At 39.2% G+C, this 22,090-nt stretch carries 19 protein-coding genes; 11 read left to right on the forward strand and 8 right to left on the reverse strand.

Features of this window, described 5'->3' with window-relative positions; all coding sequences use genetic code 11:
* Positions 1-47 precede the first annotated feature (47 nt).
* The 5 genes from HPC41_RS23080 to HPC41_RS23100 form a co-directional block, all read right to left on the reverse strand.
* Positions 48-1,067 (reverse strand): asparaginase, encoded by a 1,020-nt coding sequence (locus HPC41_RS23080; RefSeq protein WP_172396424.1) that lies wholly within the window; start codon positions 1,065-1,067, stop codon positions 48-50.
* A 13-nt stretch (positions 1,068-1,080) separates the two neighbouring features.
* Positions 1,081-1,848 (reverse strand): TatD family hydrolase, encoded by a 768-nt coding sequence (locus HPC41_RS23085; RefSeq protein ID WP_172396425.1) that lies wholly within the window; start codon positions 1,846-1,848, stop codon positions 1,081-1,083.
* Positions 1,849-2,099: 251 nt separating this feature from the next.
* The gene (locus HPC41_RS23090; protein WP_172396426.1) at positions 2,100-3,104 is read right to left on the reverse strand and encodes an FKBP-type peptidyl-prolyl cis-trans isomerase; all 1,005 of its coding nucleotides are present in this window, start codon (positions 3,102-3,104) and stop codon (positions 2,100-2,102) included.
* Positions 3,105-3,127: 23 nt separating this feature from the next.
* The gene (locus HPC41_RS23095) at positions 3,128-4,138 is read right to left on the reverse strand and encodes a DHH family phosphoesterase (protein ID WP_172396478.1); all 1,011 of its coding nucleotides are present in this window, start codon (positions 4,136-4,138) and stop codon (positions 3,128-3,130) included.
* Between the two features lie 117 nt (positions 4,139-4,255).
* On the reverse strand, positions 4,256-6,895 hold the full coding sequence (locus HPC41_RS23100; RefSeq protein WP_172396427.1) for a hypothetical protein: 2,640 nt from the start codon (positions 6,893-6,895) through the stop codon (positions 4,256-4,258).
* Between the two features lie 271 nt (positions 6,896-7,166).
* Between HPC41_RS23100 and HPC41_RS23105 the strand changes: the two genes are divergently transcribed.
* The 5 genes from HPC41_RS23105 (at position 7,167) to HPC41_RS23125 (ending at position 13,425) form a co-directional block, all read left to right on the forward strand.
* Positions 7,167-7,556, forward strand: a complete 390-nt coding sequence (locus HPC41_RS23105) for a DUF423 domain-containing protein (protein WP_172396428.1) — start codon at positions 7,167-7,169, stop codon at positions 7,554-7,556.
* Positions 7,557-7,705: 149 nt separating this feature from the next.
* A complete protein-coding gene (gene priA, locus HPC41_RS23110; RefSeq protein ID WP_172396429.1) occupies positions 7,706-10,189 on the forward strand; it encodes a replication restart helicase PriA in 2,484 nt (827 codons plus the stop codon).
* Between the two features lie 220 nt (positions 10,190-10,409).
* Entirely contained in the window at positions 10,410-11,066 is a 657-nt protein-coding gene (locus HPC41_RS23115) for a protein-L-isoaspartate(D-aspartate) O-methyltransferase (protein WP_172396430.1), read from the forward strand.
* A 44-nt stretch (positions 11,067-11,110) separates the two neighbouring features.
* Positions 11,111-12,955: a MutS-related protein gene (locus tag HPC41_RS23120; protein ID WP_246250981.1), complete on the forward strand. Its 1,845-nt coding sequence runs from the start codon at positions 11,111-11,113 to the stop codon at positions 12,953-12,955.
* 68 nt (positions 12,956-13,023) lie between these two features.
* Positions 13,024-13,425, forward strand: a complete 402-nt coding sequence (locus HPC41_RS23125) for an acyl-CoA thioesterase (protein ID WP_172396431.1) — start codon at positions 13,024-13,026, stop codon at positions 13,423-13,425.
* Positions 13,426-13,511: 86 nt separating this feature from the next.
* On the opposite strand, the gene HPC41_RS23130 is transcribed toward HPC41_RS23125, so the two are convergent.
* Entirely contained in the window at positions 13,512-13,886 is a 375-nt protein-coding gene (locus HPC41_RS23130) for a DUF779 domain-containing protein (protein WP_172396432.1), read from the reverse strand.
* A gap of 2 nt (positions 13,887-13,888) precedes the next feature.
* Entirely contained in the window at positions 13,889-15,391 is a 1,503-nt protein-coding gene (locus tag HPC41_RS23135) for an aldehyde dehydrogenase family protein (protein WP_172396433.1), read from the reverse strand.
* Positions 15,392-15,663: 272 nt separating this feature from the next.
* Here HPC41_RS23135 and HPC41_RS23140 point away from each other — a divergent pair, with 272 nt between their 5' ends.
* Positions 15,664-16,566, forward strand: coding sequence for an AraC family transcriptional regulator (locus tag HPC41_RS23140; RefSeq protein ID WP_172396434.1), 903 nt, complete (start codon positions 15,664-15,666; stop codon positions 16,564-16,566).
* Positions 16,567-16,571: 5 nt separating this feature from the next.
* On the opposite strand, the gene smpB is transcribed toward HPC41_RS23140, so the two are convergent.
* Positions 16,572-17,027, reverse strand: a complete 456-nt coding sequence (gene smpB / locus HPC41_RS23145; protein ID WP_172396435.1) for an SsrA-binding protein SmpB — start codon at positions 17,025-17,027, stop codon at positions 16,572-16,574.
* 411 nt (positions 17,028-17,438) lie between these two features.
* Between smpB and spt the strand changes: the two genes are divergently transcribed.
* Genes spt through HPC41_RS23170 form a run of 5 tightly spaced genes read left to right on the forward strand, consistent with a single transcriptional unit; the run spans position 17,439 to position 21,862 of the window.
* On the forward strand, positions 17,439-18,638 hold the full coding sequence (gene spt, locus HPC41_RS23150) for a serine palmitoyltransferase (protein ID WP_172396436.1): 1,200 nt from the start codon (positions 17,439-17,441) through the stop codon (positions 18,636-18,638).
* 13 nt (positions 18,639-18,651) lie between these two features.
* Positions 18,652-19,773, forward strand: a complete 1,122-nt coding sequence (locus tag HPC41_RS23155) for a hypothetical protein (RefSeq protein WP_172396437.1) — start codon at positions 18,652-18,654, stop codon at positions 19,771-19,773.
* Complete coding sequence (locus HPC41_RS23160; protein WP_172396438.1) at positions 19,770-20,762, forward strand: NAD-dependent epimerase/dehydratase family protein; 993 nt, start codon at positions 19,770-19,772, stop codon at positions 20,760-20,762. Before HPC41_RS23155 ends, HPC41_RS23160 begins: the two co-directional genes overlap by 4 nt.
* 9 nt (positions 20,763-20,771) lie before the next feature.
* Positions 20,772-21,464 (forward strand): CDP-alcohol phosphatidyltransferase family protein, encoded by a 693-nt coding sequence (locus HPC41_RS23165; protein WP_172396439.1) that lies wholly within the window; start codon positions 20,772-20,774, stop codon positions 21,462-21,464.
* A 2-nt stretch (positions 21,465-21,466) separates the two neighbouring features.
* Positions 21,467-21,862: a GtrA family protein gene (locus HPC41_RS23170; RefSeq protein ID WP_172396440.1), complete on the forward strand. Its 396-nt coding sequence runs from the start codon at positions 21,467-21,469 to the stop codon at positions 21,860-21,862.
* Positions 21,863-22,090 lie beyond the last annotated feature (228 nt).

Raw genomic sequence — 22,090 nt, forward strand, 5'->3', positions numbered from 1 at the left:
CCATGATCCTTTTCCTTAATCTTTATACCTATCTTTTAGTACTTTTTCTAATCGTTAACGGTCAGTTCACCACGAATATCTTTTTCTATCCAGTAAGCAACTTCGTTTTGATCTTCGAGTTCACCCTGAAGATACATGAGTTTGGTGACAGCAGCTTCAAAAGTAAGGTCGTATCCGTTGAGTACGCCAATGGCTTTCAGACCTTGTGAAGTTTCGTATCTTCCCAATTCAACCGAACCGACCTTACATTGCGAAATATTGAGGATATTTTTACCCTGATCTATTGCACCTTTCAATAGGTCCAGAAACCAGCTATCTGTGGTGGTGTTTCCCGATCCAAATGTCTCCATTACAATGGATCGCACATCGGAATCAAGAACAGATTTAATCGTCTGTGCAGATATTCCCGGAAAGAGCTTTAATACGGCAACACGGTTATCTAGCTTGGTATGTAGGATAAATTCTTTGTCAATATTATTCAATAAGGCGTCTGTATTGTATTTAAGATGGATACCGGCTTCAACCAATACGGGATAGTTTGGTGATCTAAATGCTTCAAACTTAGCTGAATTATACTTAAATGAACGATTTCCCCGGAATAGCTTATTGTCAAAGAGGATGCATACTTCCTGAATAATGGAAACACCATCCTGTTTTGCAGAAGCAATTTCTAATGCTGTCATCATATTTTCGCGTGCATCAGTACGGATTTCTCCAATAGGCAATTGTGAGCCAGAAAGTATTACTGGCTTTTGGAGCCCTTCCAGCATAAAACTTAATACCGAAGCCGTAAATGCCATCGTATCCGAACCATGCAGAATGACAAATCCATCGTAGTTCGCATAATTATCTTTGATGATCTGGGCCATTTCAATCCAGATCTCTGGTTTCATGTTGGAAGAGTCGATGATTGGTTCGAAAGAGTGTACGGTCAGTTTATAATCCAGACGGCTTAAATCAGGAAGATTACGCTTGATCAGCTCGAAGTCGAAGGGGACAAAAGTACCCGTTTCGTCTTTGACCATTCCTATGGTTCCACCGGTGTAGATGATAAAGATATTGTGCATGGGATTCTATAGATTATATACCAAAAATACGTTTTGAGTTTGCTGTTGTAATTTCTGCCACCTGCTCAATAGGAATCGCGTGTAGGTCGGCTACTTGTTGGGCAATATGGATCAAATAACTACTTTCATTTTCTTTGCCACGATAGGGGACAGGAGCGAGGTAAGGAGCATCGGTTTCCAACACAATATGTTTTAAATCGATTTGTTTGACAACGTTGTCCAATCCTGCTTTTTTAAAGGTGACAACGCCACCAATTCCCAATGCAAAGCCTAAGTCAATTGCCTGTTGAGCTTGCTCCAAGGTGCCTGTGAAACAATGGAGAATGCCAAATAGCTTATCATCCTTAAGCTCCTCCAATAATTCGAACAATTCTGTAAAGGCTTCGCGGCAATGAATATCTATCGGTAAATTAAGCTCCTTTGCCCATTTTACCTGTGTTCGAAAAGCATCTTTTTGGATGTTTAGCGTACTTTTATCCCAATAAAGATCCAATCCGATTTCACCTATGGCATAGACTTGGTTGTTCTCCAAACTCTTTCGGATGGTATTTAATTCATCCACATAGTTTTCCTTAACATCACAGGGATGTAAACCTAGCATAGGAAAACAATGGGCTGGATAAGCTGCAACGGTATCAAATACAGGTTTGATGGAAGCACTATTCACGTTTGGCAAAAAAAGACGTTCGATATGATTGTCTAAACAGCGTTGTAAATGTTCTTGCAACTTATTTGAACCTGCATGGTAATAAATGTGTGTATGTGTATCAGTAAGCAACATAGTTCTCTGCGTGGAGGCAAAAGCGGGTTAGGGTAAAAATTCTTTTATTATTATCGAATAAAGATGCTTGCTAAATTGCCAAATTTATAATTCGATCTGCAAAGATAACTTATTAATTAAGAAAATGAAAATTAAATAGGAGGTTCGTTATTGTTGCCTACCTATAGGGAGAAGCAGGAGAGGTATATAACAAAAAGAGAGCCATTTCATGGTGCGAAACAGCTCTCTTTTTTGTTGATATTTTTATCAATTTATTTTTTAGCTACCGGAGCTTTTGCAGCAGGGGCTGTTGCTGTTGGAGCAGCAGTGCCTGGAGCCGTAGCCGCTGGAGCTGGAACTTTACCTGGTTTGATATCCAATACCTCAACTTCAAACACCAATGGTGCATAAGGAGGAATTTTACCTGATGGACGGTCTCCATAAGCCAAAGAAGAAGGAATAACTAAAGTTGCTTTAGTACCTTTGTTGAACAACTGGAATGCTTCAGTCCATCCTGGGATAACACCGTCAACACCCAATTGGAATTTCAATGCTTCGTAAGGACGTTGTGGCATAAAGATTTTCTCTTTCTTAGCAACATCTGGAAGGTTGGTGTCAAATACAAGTCCTGTAGTCAATGAACCTACATAATTTACATGAAGGGAATCACCTACTTTAGCATTTGCTCCTGTTCCGGGTTTAGTGATTACATATTGAAGACCTGAAGCTGTTTTTGTTGTTTTCAGGTTTTTGTCCTTGATATATTTTTCAAGTTTAGCTGGTTCAGCTGCTTTATGCTTGTTCAATTCCCCTTCAAAGTATTTTTGAACTTGCTCACCCAATTGTTGATCTGTTAATTTTCCTTTTTTGAAGTGTTTTTTGACTTTGATCGAGAACACTAAGAATTTGTCAGCAAATTCAGGTTTTGGTTGATGTGTTTTTGCGGCCATGGAATCCAAATTGATTTTGAATACCAAGCTATCGCCTTCACCAACATATTTGAATAAGCCCGTTGGATCACCAGGATTTTTTGCGATGATACTATCTGGATATAATTGAACGATCTGAGGAATTCCCATTTCGTAAGTGCTGCTCATGACAGAATCTCTATCTGTTGATTGTACAATGTCGATTGCTAGTAAATCGCCTGATACTGCTTTCTCTTTTGCATTATCATCTACGATTTTATACTCAAGACCACCTTCAGCCTTTTTGAATTTTTGGCATGACGTCATCAAAAGACCGGCAGCCGCGAAAAATAGAATTGCTTTCTTCATTTTCTAATGTATGTTACGATATCTTATTTTGTTAATATTTCTTTATAATTTGGTAAAACCGATTTGAATTTTGCAATCACAACATTCAGACTATCTTTCGAATTTCCGCCCGAAGCATTGAGATGACCGCCCCCGTTGAAATACAATTTACAAATTTCATTACAGGGAACTTCTCCAATCGATCGCAAAGATAGTTTAATTTGTTCATTTCTGTCAATAATTAACGCTGCTAATCGAATTCCTTTAATGGAAAGTGCGTAATTGACCAAGCCTTCTGTATCCCCAGTGATGACCTGAAATTGATTGAGGTCTTCTTTGGTGACATGAATGACAGCCGTATTGTACTCATGAATAACTTCAAGACGATTGAGTAGGCAAAAGCCCAGAAATTTTAGACGGCTCTCCGAAGAGCTATTGTATATTTCTTCATGGATCGCCCAGTTTTGTGCGCCACAATCAATCAGGGTCGCAATGATACGGTGTATTTCGGAGGTGGTGGAGCGAAAACGGAAGGAACCTGTATCGGTCATAATACCTGTATAAAGACAAGTTGCCATCTCGGCACTGATACTATCTTCATCATGCATCTCACTCACTAGAAAACGATAGATTAGTTGTGCAGTTGCTGCCGCAGATGGATCCCAAAAGGCATAATCTTCAAATCCTTCTGGATCCAGATGATGATCAATCATGCATTTAATCCCCTTGGCCTGGCGAATCGGCTCTCCCATCTCATGGATACGGGACAGACCATTGAAGTCCAGGCAGAATATTAAATCGGCCGAGTCGATCTGTTGATTATGAAGGTTGGTGTCCTGCGTGTAAATTTGTACATTTTCTAAACCCGGTAGCCAGTCTAAAAATGCCGGAAAATCTGATGGTACAATTAGATTAACCTGATGTCCCTTTGCGATCAACCAAAAATATAATCCCAACGACGAACCCAATGCATCTCCATCTGGTTTGTAATGTGTGGTGATCACAATACGCTTTGGTTCAGCCAATAATTCTTTTAATTCTTCCGATTTTAGCATAGTCATATTAAGTCTGCAAACCTACTATAAAAAATTTAGATTAGACAAATTTTTTATAAAGATCTTTCGCATCTTATTCTGTTTTGTTTTTGATTTAAAAAATTGGTTTTCAGCTTCTTAAAATTTGTATACATAAACCTTAAAATCCTTTTTCATACAAATCAAATAATTGGCATTGTCGCCGTAGTTAATCCGTCCATAATAGAACTTTGAAAAGCCTTCTATTGGGAATCCTTCTTGTACCAAACCATCCGATCCAAAGACATAAATCATGCGATTGTCAGTACCAACGCCCAACACATCGGACTTTCCGATACGTTTAAAGAATAATGGTCTATTACTGGTTTCTTCAATGAATTTATATTCAAAATAAGAAGAGGAATCTCTAGCACTATAGGCATTCAATTTATTGTTGGCTAAAATGACAAAATCTCTATCTGCGCCACCACTAATATCTTCGAAATTAAAGAACGCGTCTTTGCCCCAACTTCCTAATTTTATTTTTTTCGCTTCACCTTCAAATGGAACCTTAAAAACACTGCCTTTATTATCGGCAACATAAACAAATGAATTTTTTTCATCCGAAGCGGCTACTAATCCAATGGGGTTCTTCACACTTTCGCCATCTGTATCCAGGGTCTGTTTGCGAATGATCTTACCGTTTTCATTGAAAAAATAAACAGAAGCGGTACTAGTACCCGCGATTAGATAATTGGTCTGCACCAAAGTAGTTGTTTTGAGGTCAAAAAGAATACGGCTATCAACAGTATTATTCTCCATTCCTTCCACTTTCTTGCCATCTAAAGTGAAAGCCAAAATGCGATCCGTGGCTGGAATATAGATACGTTGTTCTTTATTGAAGTTGGTTACGGTAGCGCCATAGCTTGCACTATAAGGTAACTCGACCGAAAATCCATTCACATTTTTTCCGTCAGGCATAATCCGGTACAACCGGCTTTTGGTGACAATGATGATACTGAGATCTTGTAATTGAACTGGTTCACCCAAGATCTCGCCTTGGAATAGATTCTGCCAAAGCTCTTTTCCATCAGGCGAAAAAGCATGTACGGTATGGTCCTGTTCCTGGATCATGATGAATTTGTTTTTACCATCCTGATCCAAAACCCACGGTTTATTGATGATTCGGTTTTCAAGCTGGACAGTCCACTCTGGCTTTCCACCCAAGCGTGTATCACTTTTATAAAGCCCATATAAGCTGGAAGCAAATGTCCCCTGATTGCCGCTTAATTGGTAAGACCATGAATAAAAATTTTGGAAACCAAATTGCTCCTCATCTTTAAAATTCTTCGCATAATCGGATTTTAGGTTATCCAAAATATTGCTTTTACCGGCTTTGGGCTCCAAATAAAAGGTGACATTGCTACGGCTATTTTGTAAAGCTGCATGATTCTTGAAAACAGAAGTTCCCGATAAGAACTGCTTTTCCCGGAACGATTCACGATAATCCCGTAGAATTCCTGTCCTGCTAGCGACGACCATGATATTGTCAACGATGGTAAAATAAGGCTTTGTGAAGCCTTTGAACGGTTCTCCAAATGCGGCATACAATAAGTTAGCATATTTAAATTGGTAGATTGAGTCACCGACAGATGAACTGAATTTCTTAAAATTATTTGCAAATAGACTGGAATCCGATAGGCTGATCAAGCCAAGGACATCTTGATTGTCCAATTCAGCCAATGCAAATTCATCATTAAAAATAGGCGTGATAACACTGTCAAATGATACTTTAGTATCATCTTCAAAATTCTTAATGCTTTTGTTCACACGATCGTATTCGTTTTGCTTGATCAATAGCTCTTTTAAGCCTGAATGAAAACTAGATGCATCTGAAATGCTAAAATCAATATATGATGCAGCGTTTTTTGGTAAATAGTTTCCTAGCGCCTGCACCTGGGCGGTTTGATTGGCAAATAACTGAAGATAACTGTTCTTGCTTCCGGTAAGATCTGTTTCCCCTTTAAAGATCAGGGCATCCTGTTTGAAGTTCATATTCCAGGAGCTTTGTCCTTTCAGGGAGTCAATTAAATTGAGGTAAGTGCCAAATTTTGATTTCATCAATATCCGTGCAACTTGTGCTACTTGCTCATTGAAAAAATATAAACTGAGCGGTGTATTTTTATTGTTATGATTGACAAAGAATTCAATCTGTTTGGCGTTGATTTTTTTTATATTCTTATCGAAGATTTGTGCAAGGACCTGTTTTGAATAGCTGGCAAAAATAATCTCATGGGAATAGGTACAATAGAGTGTACTGTCTTTTACTCCTTTATTGAGGCCATAGAATCGTTGACCCAATGTATCAAAAGGCTGAACTTTGTAATTATTTCCCATCTGCCCGATAAGGGTAGCCAGCGAGCTATTGTCCAGACTTTGGCCGATTTGTATACTATAAAGTGCTGTTAGCTGATCTTTTTCCTGGTGAAAGGACAACAATATCTGTTGCCCAGCGACGAAAGGGTCGAGTTGTTCGCTTTGTAACAATTCGGCTTTTAATCGTTCGAGGTTGCTAAAATTTCCTTGTCCCAGAATGGCTTTGAATGGCTCATAGCCGTTAAATATCGTATCTACGGTCTCGTCATTGGCAAAAGATGCGATGGCGAGCGTGTTTTCAGGTAAGTATTGTAAAGCCTTGGAATCCTGTTTGTTGTTTTTGTTAAAATCTCCGAAAAGATAAATCGTTGCCGCAATGACGGCTATGAATAGTAGAATAGTGATGACTATTGTTTTTTTCATCAGAATAAATATTTATGGGTGCTCATCTTTAAATGGTATAAATGAGCGCGTTTCTTTCGATTTGTATCTTGATGGTAATGGGTAATCATCTGTATTAAGCTGATGACGGTTCCCTATGTAAAAACAAACCTAATAAAAATATGCGGGAAGCGCTATAAATTCATCCCGATTATAGCGCTTTGTAATATAAATTTAACAAAATATTCCTTATTTTGCTCTGTTTTTAATACATTTATCCGAGAAACACGTTTTCAGCATTCACTTTAATCTAATGAATAAGAAAATCATTTTAGCCGCTTCGTTGTTGGGAGCATTAGCTGTAATATTAGGAGCCTTTGGTGCCCACGGCCTAGAAGGAAAGGTAAGTGCATATCATATCGAAACTTGGAAAACTGCAAATCAGTATCATTTCTATCATACTTTTGCGTTGTTATTTTTATCTACTTTTTCGCGGGCAAAAACCTATTCGATCAAAGTTTCTTTTATCGCTTTTATCGTTGGTATTTGCTTTTTTTCGGGATCATTATATGTGCTTAGTATCCGGGAGATAACCGGTTTCGGAAATCCAGCTATTTTGGGGCCTATTACTCCTTTGGGAGGTTTGTCCTTGATTATTGGTTGGATCGCCTTATTTGTAGCCGCGCTGAAAAATAAGTCGTAATCCTATTATTCGAAATAAATAAAGCGCGCAAGCTTGATTAATAAAGAGCCTTCCCGGGACTGAAAGCCCGGGAGGGCTTTCTTTTAGATGGATGGCTGCGCTGTTCTTTCTTTCTCTTTTTTTGTATTTTTATCCCATAATAAGAAATTATGTCCAATCCACAATCTTCGATTTTTAGTGAAAGAGATACCTTGTTTATTGATGTGGTTCTACCGCTAGCCTTGGCACGAACATATACTTACCGGATTCCAGTTGATTGGAATGACCGGATACAGGTGGGGGTGCGGGTCATTGTGCAATTTGGACGAAACAAAATTTATTCGGCTGTCGTGAAATCGATAAGCAAAGAAGCCCCACTGCAGTATGAGGCGAAATATATCTTGGATATCATTGATGACAGACCTATCGTCAATTTAGCGCAATTTAAGTTGTGGGATTGGCTAGCTGACTATTATATGTGTAGTTTGGGGGAAGTCATGCAAGCCGCACTTCCAGCGGCATTAAAATTAGCAAGTGAAACGAAGGTGGTCTCTTCTATGACAACAGAATTCGATCGTTCGACACTCTCTGATAAAGAATTTATGATAATTGAGGCGCTGGAAGTAGCAGGAGAGCTTAAGGTGAATGATATTGTGAAGTTACTGGGACAGAAAACGGTCTTTCCAATATTAAAACAATTGTTTGACAAAGGGATTGTCCTGATCTCAGAGGAAATAACAGAAAGATATAAACCTAAAACAAAGGCATTTCTACGTTTTGCACCGGACTTTAAACATGAAGATGCGAAGCGTGAACTACTTGATAGTCTTAATCGTGCGCCAAAACAGCAAGATGCGGTGTTGGCATTTATGCAGCTTGTTAAGAAGACTGAAGAGATTACACGTGCCATGTTGGCGGAAGCTTCGGGCTGTGGCAATGGCGCCATCACAGCATTGATTGACAAAGGTGTATTTGAAATAAAAGAAAAAGTCGTATCGCGGTTTCAGGGAGAAGATGTAGAATTGGATGCTAACTTTCAATTCAACGAAAACCAACAGCGAGTTTTTGACGAAATTAATGCATCTTTTGAAGAGAAGGAAGTAACACTTTTACATGGAGTGACTGCTTCAGGGAAAACTCAGATTTATATAAGACTTATAGAACAGGCTATAGCGGAGGGAAAATCAGCTTTATACCTTTTGCCGGAGATTGCACTGACAGCGCAGATTACAGCTCGATTAAAGCTGCATTTTGGCGATAAGCTGGGGGTTTATCACTCTAAGTTCAATGATAACGAACGGGCTGAAGTATGGCATAAAGTGATGAAAAATGAGTTTCATGTTGTTATCGGCGCCCGGTCCTCCGTATTCCTTCCTTTTCAGGATCTGGGAATTATCATTGTTGATGAAGAGCACGAAAGTTCATACAAGCAATTCGATCCAGCGCCCCGTTACCATGCTCGTGATACTGCGATTTATCTTGGCTTTTTGCATCAGACAAAGGTATTATTGGGTTCCGCAACACCATCGTTGGAAAGTTATTATAACGCCAAAGCAAAAAAGTACGGGTTTGTACAGCTGTTGGAACGCTATGGTAACGCGCAATTGCCCAGTGTCGAACTCGTCAATATTCCAGAAGAAGGGCGAAAGGAAAATATGTTTTCATATTTTTCGGGAACGCTGTTAAAAGCCATTGAAGAAGCCGTTAAGAACAAGGAACAAGTTATCCTGTTTCAGAATAGGCGTGGACACACCACCATGATCCAATGTAATACCTGTGGTTTTGTTGCTAAATGCGTGAATTGCGACGTCAGCTTAACGTATCACAAAAGCTCTAATATGATGCATTGCCATTACTGTGGGCATGTTGAACCCCCAATTCGGGTGTGCCCGGCCTGTGGTATGCCTCACATCGAAAGTAAAGGCTTCGGGACAGAACGGGTGGAAGAGGAATTGGAACTGCTTATGCCTGCGATTCGCATTGGTCGGTTAGACCTGGATTCCACAAAAGGGAAGTATGGATTTGACAAGATTATTACAGCTTTTGATGAACATGAGTTTGATGTGCTGATTGGTACGCAAATGGTGGCCAAAGGGCTGGATTTTGGACGTGTCAGCTTGATTGGTGTTGTCAACGCGGATACAATTATTAATTTTCCTGATTTTCGCGCTTATGAACGTTCTTTTTCCCTGTTTTCCCAAGTCGCAGGACGGGCAGGTCGGCGGGAAGCTGGCGGAAGAGTAATTATTCAAAGTTATACAACAAAGCACAGGGTTCTGGAACAGGTTGTTAACAATGATTATGAGGGGATGTTTATGACGGAAATCACAGAGCGCAAGAATTACCTTTACCCTCCTTTTTACCGCCTTATTCGTATTGATATTAAGCATACTGATTTTCAAAAATGCCACGATTCCGCCAATCGTTTTGCTTCGGCATTGCGCCAGCAATTAGGGGCAAGGGTATTGGGGCCTGAGCCACCATTGGTGTCCCGCGTACGGAATAATTTTATTCAGACCATTACACTCAAGATTGAACGCACAAATATCAGTATTGCGAAGGTAAAGGAATTGATCCGGTCGGTGTTATTGGATTTTGAACTTGATAAAACAAATAGCGGGGTTCGTGTTCAGGTAGACGTCGACCCTTATTAATTGTGCATTTATGTAAATTTTGTCTGGTATCGTAAATTGGCGTCCCGCGCTGAGATTATGAAATGATATGTTTTAACTTGTTAATTATTTTGCAGTTATGATTTTATTGGGGAAATGTTCAGTTATGTAATTGGTATGTCTTTCATGTATTGGCTTGAAGTTAAGTGATTTGTGAATAGTTCGGTCAAATATCCCTTTTTAAAAGTAAATTTGAAACATCATGGCGTATAAGTTTATTGATAATTATCGGGAAAGAGGTGCACGCAAGAAATTGGTCGAGCACCTAAAAGGAAGAGGCATTGAAGACCAGAAAGTACTGGAAGCCATTGGGAAGGTGCCACGTCATTTTTTCTTTGATGAAACCTTTTGGAATCAGGCTTACCGGGATATTGCTTTTCCAATCGGCGATGGACAGACGATCTCCCAACCCTATACGGTTGCTTATCAATCGGAATTGCTCCACGTGAAAAGGGGGGATAAGGTACTGGAAATAGGGACTGGATCCGGTTACCAAACATGTATTTTACTTGAACTTGGTGCTGAAGTGTATACAATAGAACGCCAAGAAAACCTGTACCAACGGACAATTCAGGTATTACCTTATATGGGATATAAGGCTAATTTCTTTTTGGGAGATGGCTCTAAGGGGATTGCAGAACATGCTCCTTACGATAAAATTATCGTCACTGCAGGAGCTCCTTTTGTACCAGAAATCATGCTTAAACAGTTGAAAGTGGGGGGGATTTTCGTAATTCCGGTAGGGGACGAGAAGTCTCAGAAGATGGTAACAATAATTCGTGTGGGAGAAAATGATTTTGATCGAATTGAGTTAGATACATTTCGTTTTGTTCCTTTGGTAGGTGATCAGGCCTGGTAGCTGAAGGAACTTATTCAAAATAGAACATGAAAACCTTTTGCTTGATGGAAAATAAATATTTAGGAATGAATTCAATCGCTACATTATATGCGCAAAAGCATCAAGAAATTGCGTCAACGCTCTTAAAATTAAATAAGCAGGTTAATGCCTTGAGTTTAAGTCGGCTAATCGTCATTCTTGGGGGTGGAGCGCTGTTGTTTTATACTTTTCAGTTGGAAAGTCTACCCTTGGTCTTCTTTTGTTTCTTTGCCTTGCTATTCTTTTTTGCTTATTTAGTGCGCCGGCAAAGTCAACTGGAACTTCAGAAAAATTATTTTGAAGCCTATTTAAAGGTGATTTCCAACGAACAGACCATAGCAGAAGGGAAAACGAATATGTATGCCCATGGAGAGCAATTTGAAGATGGCAACCATCCTTATAGTTCGGATATGGACGTATTTGGCTCCCATTCTTTATTTGCTCAATTGAACCGCTCGACGACAAAACAGGGTATTGATCTACTGGCATCTTGGTTAAGTGCTCCTCTGGACAAGGAACAGATCCGGCGCAATCAGGAAGCATCGAAAGAATTGGAAAATGAATCTGAATGGATATGGGATTTTCAGGCAAAACTGCTGGCAAACCTAAATCATAAACTGGATATTAAAGCGTTTTTGTCCAATTATTTTCAAGACCGGAATTTTAACTTTGGAAATGGTTTCATGCGCATGTATGTCAAGGTTGGTCCGGCTTTATTTGCGGTGGCGCTTGTTGGGAGCTTTTTTATTCCCAAATTTACTGCTGTCGCCACCATATTGGGGCTGTTCCATGTGCTTTGGGCTTTTGCCAAAGCAGGTAGTGTAAGTTTATTCTCCTCAAGAATAGACAAGATAGGTGGAATACTGGGATCCTATGCGGATGCCATACAGGCTATTGAAAGCCATGCGTGGAAATCCGCCTCTCTACAGGAAATGGCGAACGAATTAAAGCAAGGGAATCATGCTGAACCTATTTCAAAAGCTTTTAAAAAACTCGCCGCACTGATCAATAATCTGGATGCACGTAATAATGTATTTGTTGGACTATTTCTAAACCTCTTTTTGCTGTGGGATTTTAGACAGGTACTGGCTATCGTTGATTGGAAGAACAGGTATCAACATGAGATTTTAAATTCTTTTGATACTTTGGCAAAGGTTGAAACTGTGAATAGCCTTGCTATTTGGAAAAGAAATCATCCAAATTACGTCTACCCTGTCATTTTAGACAACCCAAATGAAGACAAGATTGATGCAGCGGGCATTTATCATCCGCTTATTCCGAATGAACAAGTTGTCGCTAATGATTATACAAGTAGGGATCATCGGGTCGCATTGGTGACCGGATCCAATATGGCGGGAAAAAGTACGTTCTTGCGAACAATTGGAATTAACGCAATTCTTGCCTATGCAGGAGCAAGTGTTGCTGCTGTTTCATTTCGGCTACCGGTCTATAAGCTAATATCTTACATGCGCATCAAAGATAATTTGAACGAAAGTACATCTACATTTAAGGCGGAGCTCAACCGGATGAAATTTATATTGGATACAGTGGCCTCCCATATAGATAGTTTTTTTCTGATTGATGAAATGTTACGTGGAACAAATTCGGTGGATAAGTATTTGGGATCTCGTGCAATTATCAAACAATTAGTCCGCTTGGATGGCAAAGGGATGGTAGCTACGCATGATTTGCAGCTGTCCAGCTTGGAACAGGAGTTTTCCGGAGCGATCAAAAATTATCATTTTGATATTCAGGTGAATGAAGGGCAAATGCTGTTTGATTACAAATTGAAGACTGGAGAGTGTAAGATCTTCAATGCTTCCTTGTTACTGAAGGGGATAGGCGTGGATATTGAAGAAAATATTGGATAAAAATGACTTTACAGTATTTGGATAGCCTTACATTTGTGGTCTCTTAAATTCACAAAAATAAACAATAAATGACTTTACAAGAACGTATTGATTTATCGGAAACGCATGTATGTACAACCGTATTCCCGTTTTTGACCAATCATCACGATACCTTATTCGGCGGTAAGGCGATGTCCATTATGGATGAAGTGTCTTTCATGGCGGCAACGAGATTCTGCCGGAAAACTTTAGTGACTGTATCCACTGACCGTATTGATTTTAACAAAGCAATTCCTTCTGGAAGTATTATTGAGGCTATTGCACGTGTCCAGAATGTCGGGCGTACCAGTCTCAAAGTGAAAGTTGAAATATTCTTGGAGCATATGTATAATGAAGGACGTGAACTCGCTATAGAAGGTGTTTTTACCTTTGTTGCTTTGGATGAAAATAAACAGCCGATCCCTGTTTTAGAAGGTTTAGATATCGAATAGCCTGCCTATTGTATGGGCGGGGCGACTTTTGTCCGTGATGGCAAAGGTTTAGAAAAACGGATGGTGTAAACCACCCGTTTTTGTATTTATTCACTTCGTTTGATCGGACTAAGTTCTTTTAATTCTTCTTCGGTAAAGAGCCGATAGTGTACTTTAAAGGTTTTGCCTAATGGTGTTTCCAAAGAAAAACCACCTGGTCCAAATCCCTCCAATACATCAAGGGTGAAATGGGCATGTTTCCAATACTCAAACAAATCTCGGTCTACCCAAAACTCATATCCTTCAACCAATCCAATCATGGCGTCATTCATCCGGGGAAAATATCCCCCTTTTTCAAAACATTGGGGCTGGGTACCTTCACAGCAGCCCCCTGCCTGATAAAACATCAATGCACCGTGTTGTGCTTCAAGGGTATGAATGAGATCCTTAGCTTTGTCCGTACTATCTATTCTGTTGACCATCGTTAAAAGAACCCTAGTTTCTCCTTGCTGTATGAAATTAACATATTTTTTGCCTGACGATAATGGGCAAGCATCATCTTGTGATTTTCTCTGCCAATTCCTGATTGTTTGTAGCCTCCAAATGGAGCGCCTGCTGGGTAAGAGTGATATTGATTGACCCATACGCGGCCGGCCTGAATGGCACGTGGAACCTGATAAAGCTGATGTGCATCTCTGGTCCATACACCGGCTCCGAGACCATACATCGTATCGTTGGCGATAGCAATAGCTTCCTGTTCATCTTTGAATGTTGTAACCGCCAAGACAGGTCCAAAAATCTCTTCCTGAAAGATACGCATTTTATTATTTCCCTTGAATAGCGTTGGTTTGATATAATAACCTTCTTCAAAGCCTGCGCCTACATTATTTTCGTCTCCGCCAGTTAACACTTCAGCTCCTTCTTGTTTGCCCAGTGTAATATAAGACATAATTTTGTCCTTTTGTATTTTGGAAGCTTGGGCTCCCATCATTGTTGTTGGATCCAGTGGGTCACCAACTTTGATCTGATTGACCCGATCGATAACTCGGGCAATAAACTTATCGTAGATGTCCTCCTGCACTAATAACCGCGACGGGCAGGTGCATATTTCACCTTGATTAAGGGCGAATAAAACAGCTCCTTCGATCGCTTTGTCTAGAAATGCATCATCAGCGTCCATGACAGAACTGAAGAATAAGTTTGGGGATTTGCCGCCCAATTCAAGTGTTACGGGTATGATATTTTCTGTGGCGTATTGCATGACTAATCGACCCGTGGCGGTGGATCCTGTAAAGGCTGCCTTCGCGACTTTAGGATTCGTTATCAAGGCTCTGCCTAGTTCGGAACCGAAACCGTTGACAATATTTACCACACCAGCGGGTATGAGGTCACCAATAATTTCCATCAGAATCAGGATGGATGTCGGTGTGCTTTCTGCAGGCTTTAAAACAACTGTATTACCAGCAGCCAGAGCTGGAGCTAGCTTCCAGACAGCCATTAGAATCGGGAAGTTCCAGGGAATGATTTGGGCGATAACGCCGATCGGTTCGTGTACAATCAAGGAAACAGTGTTGCTGTCCAGTTCAGTTATAGATCCCTCTTCCGCACGGATTACGCCTGCAAAGTATCTAAAATGATCAATAGCGAGAGGGATATCAGCATTTAATGTTTCGCGTACTGCTTTTCCGTTATCTATCGTTTCTACTGCGGCAATATATTCCAGATTAGCCTCGATGCGGTCGGCGATCTTGTTGAGCATAATACTCCGTTCAGTTGCGGATGTCTTGCCCCAAGTCTCAAAGGCCTTAGACGCAGTATCAACGGCTAAATCTAGATCCTCTTTTGTTGAATGGGCCACCTGTGTATATACTTTACCATCTACGGGCGAGATGTTGTCGAAATATTTTCCTCGGATTGGGGCTACAAATTTACCACCAATGTAATTGTCATATCGTTCCTTGAACGATGGTCTTTTAATTGTGCTCATATGATTTATATTAGTTATTTTTACTCCCTTTTTATCAAAGTTAGCCGGTAATTATTCAATACCGTAGCATTATTGAAGCAAAGCATAGTATCATTGTTGCAATAAAGCATAGGATTATTATAGAAGGATATCCTAAACAATACTTGATTTTTTTTTGTTATATTTCCTTAACAATAAAACTTGCAATGGCTGAGGAGAGGCCGATAAATTGCTTTTTACCTGCAATTTATCTAAGTTTGATTGATATCCAATGGATAATTAGTTGATGTAATATGAGGGATAGGACACTGATTCATAGATTACCATTTTCTCAAGGACGGGAACTCAGTACGTTGGTAGAAAACCGGCGTGCTTTTACATTGGATAGCCTAGAATTGAATATATTCGAAACCTATCGTGTTTCTGAATATGTGCCTTTGCGTTTTGATGATTTAGTGATGATCAATATGATTCAGGGAAAGAAAGTTATGCATCTGGAACAAATAAAAGCATTCGATTATCTACCTGGACAGATGATCGTGTTACCGCCCATGGTTGATATGCATATTGATTTTCCGGAAGCTACTTGGGAACAGCCTACGCAGTGTACAGCTTTAACCATCCACAAGGATAAGATAGATGCTGTGTTGGATTATTTAAATGAATTTTATCCAAAGGGACAATTGGACCGCTGGCATATTGATCCCGAGCTTTTTCATCTTTACAATTCCAGCGAACTGGCCGAACTGGTTAATAAATTATTTCAAATAATTATAAGTGAGGATGCATTTAAAGATGCTTTGGCAGATTTGACATTTAAGGAACTTACAATTCGATTGTTGCAGTCACAATCGCTGATGGCATTGAAGGTGGGGAAGTCGTCTAATAAAGTGCTTATACATCTACAAGAGTTTATTCGTAGAAATATCACCGAGAAAATATCCATAGATTTACTTGAGAAGACCGCTCACATGAGCAAAGCAAGTTTGACTCGGATGTTTAATCGTGAATTGGGGCTAAGCCCAATGGAATATGTGATACAACAGCGTATACATAAAGCAAAACAGTTGTTACTCTTAACCCGTAATGTCAAGGAATCTTGCTTTGGCGCGGGGTTCAATGACGTCAATTATTTTGTTCGGTTGTTTAAAAATAGGGTAGGTGTTACGCCAGGAGCATTTGTCCTGGCGCAATAGCAAAGTTAAAATTTCATGACGCGGTCTAGTTCGCGTTTGACATCCCTTTCCTTTATATTTTCGCGCTTATCGAAATCTTTTTTACCCTGTGCCAAAGCGATTTCAACTTTTGCAAAACCACGAGTACTGATAAATATACGCAAAGGAACGATCGTAAACCCGCGCTCTTCGCCCTTTTCTTTTAGTTTTTTCAATTCTCTCTTTGTCAGCAGAAGCTGGCGGTCGCGTTTTGCTTCATGGTTGTAAAATGAACCCATGGAATATTCCGCAATATGCATGTTACGAATGTAAAGTCCATCGTCAAAGAAACTGCAGAAACTATCATTAATATTTGCTTTTCCCTCGCGTATTGATTTTATTTCAGTCCCTAAAAGCCGGATTCCGGCGACGTATTTGTCTAGTAGATGATACTCAAACGAAGCTTTTTTATTTTTTATATTGATATCTGAAGATAAAGCCATATATTGTTGTATATTAGTAAGTCTATACCATTGCTATTGCAATGAACCTAAATGTAACTAATTATAGGATAATTTAAAGTTCGCAAATATAATTATTAAAATTGTCTTATTTTATAGTAGAATTGTGTGGGGAGGATGTTAGCGGAGTATTAAAATAAAATTAACTGTTTTGGGCGATGTGTTAAAAATATGACTAAATTTAAGTGAAAGTCAGATTATGTTTTCGTATGTTTGCAACGTTTTTTGGAATTATTGTGAATATATACAACGTAGAATTTCAACTTACATTGTGGATAGAGCAGATTTTTATTCGAAGACAGAGTTTTTTATATAAAAGTCCAATTCGAGAATTTTGTTTGTTACAATAACATCTAAAAGTTAGAAATAGTTTTAGAAATACCTTTTTATCGCATGAGTAAAGGAAAGTTAGGCGAAAAAATATCGCAATTTAAGATTGTAGAGGAGTTAAAAGCTAAAGGCTTATATGCCTATTTTAGACCGATTCAATCAAAGCAAGATACCGAGGTAAAAATCGATGGTAGACGTGTATTGATGTTTGGTTCTAACTCTTATTTAGGGTTAACGACTGATATACGTATTATAAAAGCAGCGCAAGATGCTTTGGAGAAGTATGGTACTGGATGTGCTGGATCGCGTTTCTTAAACGGTACGTTGGATATTCACGTAGAACTGGAAGAAAAATTATCTGCTTATGTAGGTAAAGAGGCTGCAATTCTTTTTAGTACCGGATTTCAATCAAATCTTGGACCATTGTCCTGTCTGATGGGGCGTAATGATTATATTTTGCTGGATGAGCGTGATCATGCATCTATTATTGATGGAAGTCGTTTGTCGTTTGCAAAAGTCATCAAATACGCGCACAACAATATGGAAGATTTACGTGCCAAATTAGCTAGATTGCCAGAAGAAAGCGCGAAGCTAATTTGCACAGACGGTATCTTTAGTATGGAAGGTGATATTGTTAACTTACCGGAGCTTACGGCAATTGCTAATGAGTTTGATGCTGCTGTAATGGTGGATGATGCACATAGTTTGGGGGTTATTGGGCACAAGGGCGCTGGTACAGCATCACATTTTGGCCTTAATAGCGATGTAGATTTAATCATGGGTACGTTCAGTAAGTCATTAGCTTCTTTAGGTGGATTCGTAGCAGGTGATGCTGATGTTATTGATTTTCTGAAACACAATGCACGTTCAGTAATGTTTAGCGCTTCGATGACGCCAGCATCTGTGGCTTCTACATTGAAAGCATTGGAGATCATTCAGAATGAACCAGAACATATTGAAAAACTATGGAAAAATACCGATTATGCCAAAGCACAATTATTAGATCATGGCTTTGATTTGGGTGCTACGGAAAGTCCTATTTTGCCAATATTTATTCGTAGCAATGAAAAAACCTTCTGGGTAACTAAAATGCTGCAAGATGATGGCGTATTTGTTAACCCAGTTGTTTCTCCGGCAGTTCCTGCTGAGGAGTCTCTAATTCGTTTTTCATTGATGGCGACACATACTTATGACCAAATTGACGAGGCAATCGAAAAGATGGTTAAAGTATTCAAACAAGCTGAAGTTGAAACATTAATATAAAATCTAATCGTATATGATTCAGATTGTACCCGTTGAAACAAAGAAACAAAGACGGTTGTTTATAGATTTCCCTCATAGTCTCTATGCGGGAAATCCTAATTATGTACCAGCCTTATTTCTTGAACAAGAAGACCTGCTTTCTCCTAATAAGCATCCTTTCTATAAACATTCTCAAGCACAACCTTTTCTAGCTTATCGTGATGAAAAAATAGTGGGCCGAATCTGCGCGATTTGGAACAACAATCATAATGCATTTAATCATGTCAATGAAGGGCAATGGGGCTTTTTTGATTGTATTGACGATCAAGAGGTCGCAAATACATTGTTTGAAACTGTTGAGAAATGGGTAAAAGCAAAAGGTGGAAATACTATTGTTGGGCCGATCAACTTATCGACCAATGACACAGTTGGGCTTTTAGTCGATGGATTCGATAGGCCTCCTGTGGCGATGATGCCTTACAATTTTCCTTATTACATAGATTTGATTACCAATGCCGGTTATGGGCATAAGGTAGATCTTCGGGCATATTTGGTGATGGAGCAGACTGCTGATAAGCGATCTGTGATGCTATTGGATCGGTTGGAGGAACGCTTAAAGAGGTCTGGGATCACACTTCGCCAATTTAATGTAAAGGATTTTAAAAACGAAGCTGCGAAGGTTCGGGATATCTATAATAGAGCTTGGGATAAAAACTCTGGATTTGTTCCAATGACGGAGGAAGAATTTAATTATACGGCTAAAGATCTAAAAATGATCCTTGATCCACGTTTTGCCATTGTCGCAGAGAAAGATGGTGAACTTGTTGGTTTTGGCTTAGGTATTCCCGATATCAACCAAATTCTTATCAAAGTGAAGAAAGGTCGTTTACTTCCTACGGGTATTTTTAAGCTGTTGTTCGGAAAGAAAAAAATCAATTTGCTACGGGTGTTGATGTTGGGTGTATTGGAGGATTATCGCAAGCTTGGTATTGAAGCTTGTTTGTATGGCCGAATTATTAAAGAATCGAAAGGTTCCAATATAAAGGGGGCTGAATGTTCATGGATGTTGGATCATAATTATATGATGAATCATGCTATTGAACAAATGAATGGAGAATTGTACAAACGTTATCGTTTGTATCAAAAATCATTATGATAGAGAAAATATTGGTCACTGGAGCGAGTGGTTTTGTAGGCTATCATTTGACAAGAGCAGCTAAGGAAGCAGGGATGGAAGTGCATGCTGCTGTAAGGAAGTCGAGTGATGTTTCGGAGATTCGTTCTGTTGTGGATAAATTTGTTTATCCTGATTTTACTAATGAAGCGTCTATCAAAGCGTTGCTGGAGGCTGAAAATTATACCTACGTCGTACATGCGGCAGCAATGACGCGTGCCAAGCGTGAGGAAGATTTAGAAAAGGTCAATGTTGACTATACTAAGAATTTGGCGTCCGCTTGTTTTTCTCTGAAAAATCCAATCAGTAGATTTGTTTTTGTTAGTAGCTTGGCGGCCATAGGTCCTGTGTCTTATCATTCGGATTTAATTAAGGAATGTAATCCCTATTGTCCAGTGACAACCTATGGTCGAAGCAAAAGGAAGGCGGAACTCGCATTGCGGGCTTTTGATGATCAACCATTAACAATATTAAGGCCTACCGCAGTATATGGTCCAAGAGAAAAAGATATTTTTATTCTTTTCAAGACAATGAACGGGGGAATGGATGCTTATGTTGGTAGATCGCCCCAAAAGTTGAGTTTTATTTATGTGGCTGACCTGGTCCAAGCGATTTTGAATGCGTGCCGTTTTGATCAAGGCGGAAAAAACAGCTATAATCTAAGTGATGGGCACATATATGATCGTTATGAAATGGCCAAAATTTTCAGGGAGTTCACACAGAAGAAAATGATCCGGATGCATATTCCCTTGGGAATTGTGAAAGCAGTGGCGGTAATCTTTGAACGTCTATATAAAAATTCAAAAACAATACCTGTACTATACCCAGAGCGATTGAATGAACTTACAGCAGAAAATTGGGGCTGTGATATTTCATTGGCGCAAAGCCAGATACAATACCAACCTAAATATAATTTGAGAGCGGGCTTAATGGAGGCATTGGCTTGGTATAAAGAAAATAAATGGTTATAATCACAGATAATGAGTGAGTTTAAAATAAATAAAAAGCTTTTTCAAGATCGGAAAAGAACGAATATCCTAAGTGAACCCGAACAAAAGTTGATTACATACCTAGTGCCGCGGGTTCCGAATTGGATTACTTCTGATGGCCTTACAGCGATCGGTTTTTTTGGATCCCTGATGGTTTTAGGGAGCTTTCTACTAGCAGAATATGTCGATATCCATTATTTACTGTTGGGTATTCCTGGTTTTTTTGTACAATGGTTTGGTGATTCATTGGATGGACGTATTGCGTTTTATAGGAATAAATCACGTCGTTGGTATGGATTTGCACTAGATATTGTAATGGATTGGATTAGTACAGTATTTATCGGATTGGGATATGTCCTTTATACGACAGGTGATTTTAAATATCTCGGCTTTACGTTGGTCTCCTTATATGGATGGGCGATGATTATATCTCAGCTTCGGTATAGAATTACAGATAAATACACCATAGATGCTGGTATATTGGGCCCAACAGAAATTCGTGTGATTATTTCGCTGGTGATGTTATTGGAGGTATTTATGCCCGGTTCCATTAATTGGTGTGTATTTGTGATTTGCTTGTTGCTTTTTATCATTAATGCAAACGATACACGTCTGTTGTTAAAATTGGGGGATGCGAAGGATAAGGAAGATAAATTGAAAAAACAACAAGAAGAAGCTGGGTAAGTATGTCTTCAAAGATTGTTACTTTTCTAAAAGCACAACTGTCCGCCTTTCTGGGCGGATTGTTTGATTTTGGTGTATATTCTGCCTGTTATAAACTGTTACATATTAGCGCGCCTTTCTCCAATGCAATCAGCGGGAGCCTTGGCGCTGTTGTAAATTTTCTGATCAATCGGTATTGGTCTTTTGGCAGCACTCAAAATTCTGTTGGTAGCCAGTTATGGAAGTTTGTGATTGTTGTCAGCGGCAGTATTCTGCTTAAATCTACTGGTATACACTTTTTGGTGGATGTTTATCATGTTAATTTTTTGTTTTCGAAGCTACTTGTCGAGTTACTTGTCTCTTTAGGGTTTAATTATACGCTTCAACGCTTTTGGGTTTTTAGAACCGAAGAGAGATAATTTGCGATATATCAATTGAACGGCTCTGCTTTACCCCGTAAATTTTTTTCTATTACTTTTTCAGAGCCACCATGCACATTTTTTTATATTTTAGAATTTCAGAATCAAAAGCCGTAGCTAATAGGGTTCTATCCCTGCTTGCTACAAATTATTTGGAAAACGTTTGCCCTACTTGTTACGATGCCAGTTTCCAAGAACCACTTTTTAGAATTTCATCTATATATTAAC

Source organism: Sphingobacterium prati (assembly GCF_013167215.1).
GTDB classification, from domain to species: domain Bacteria; phylum Bacteroidota; class Bacteroidia; order Sphingobacteriales; family Sphingobacteriaceae; genus Sphingobacterium; species Sphingobacterium prati.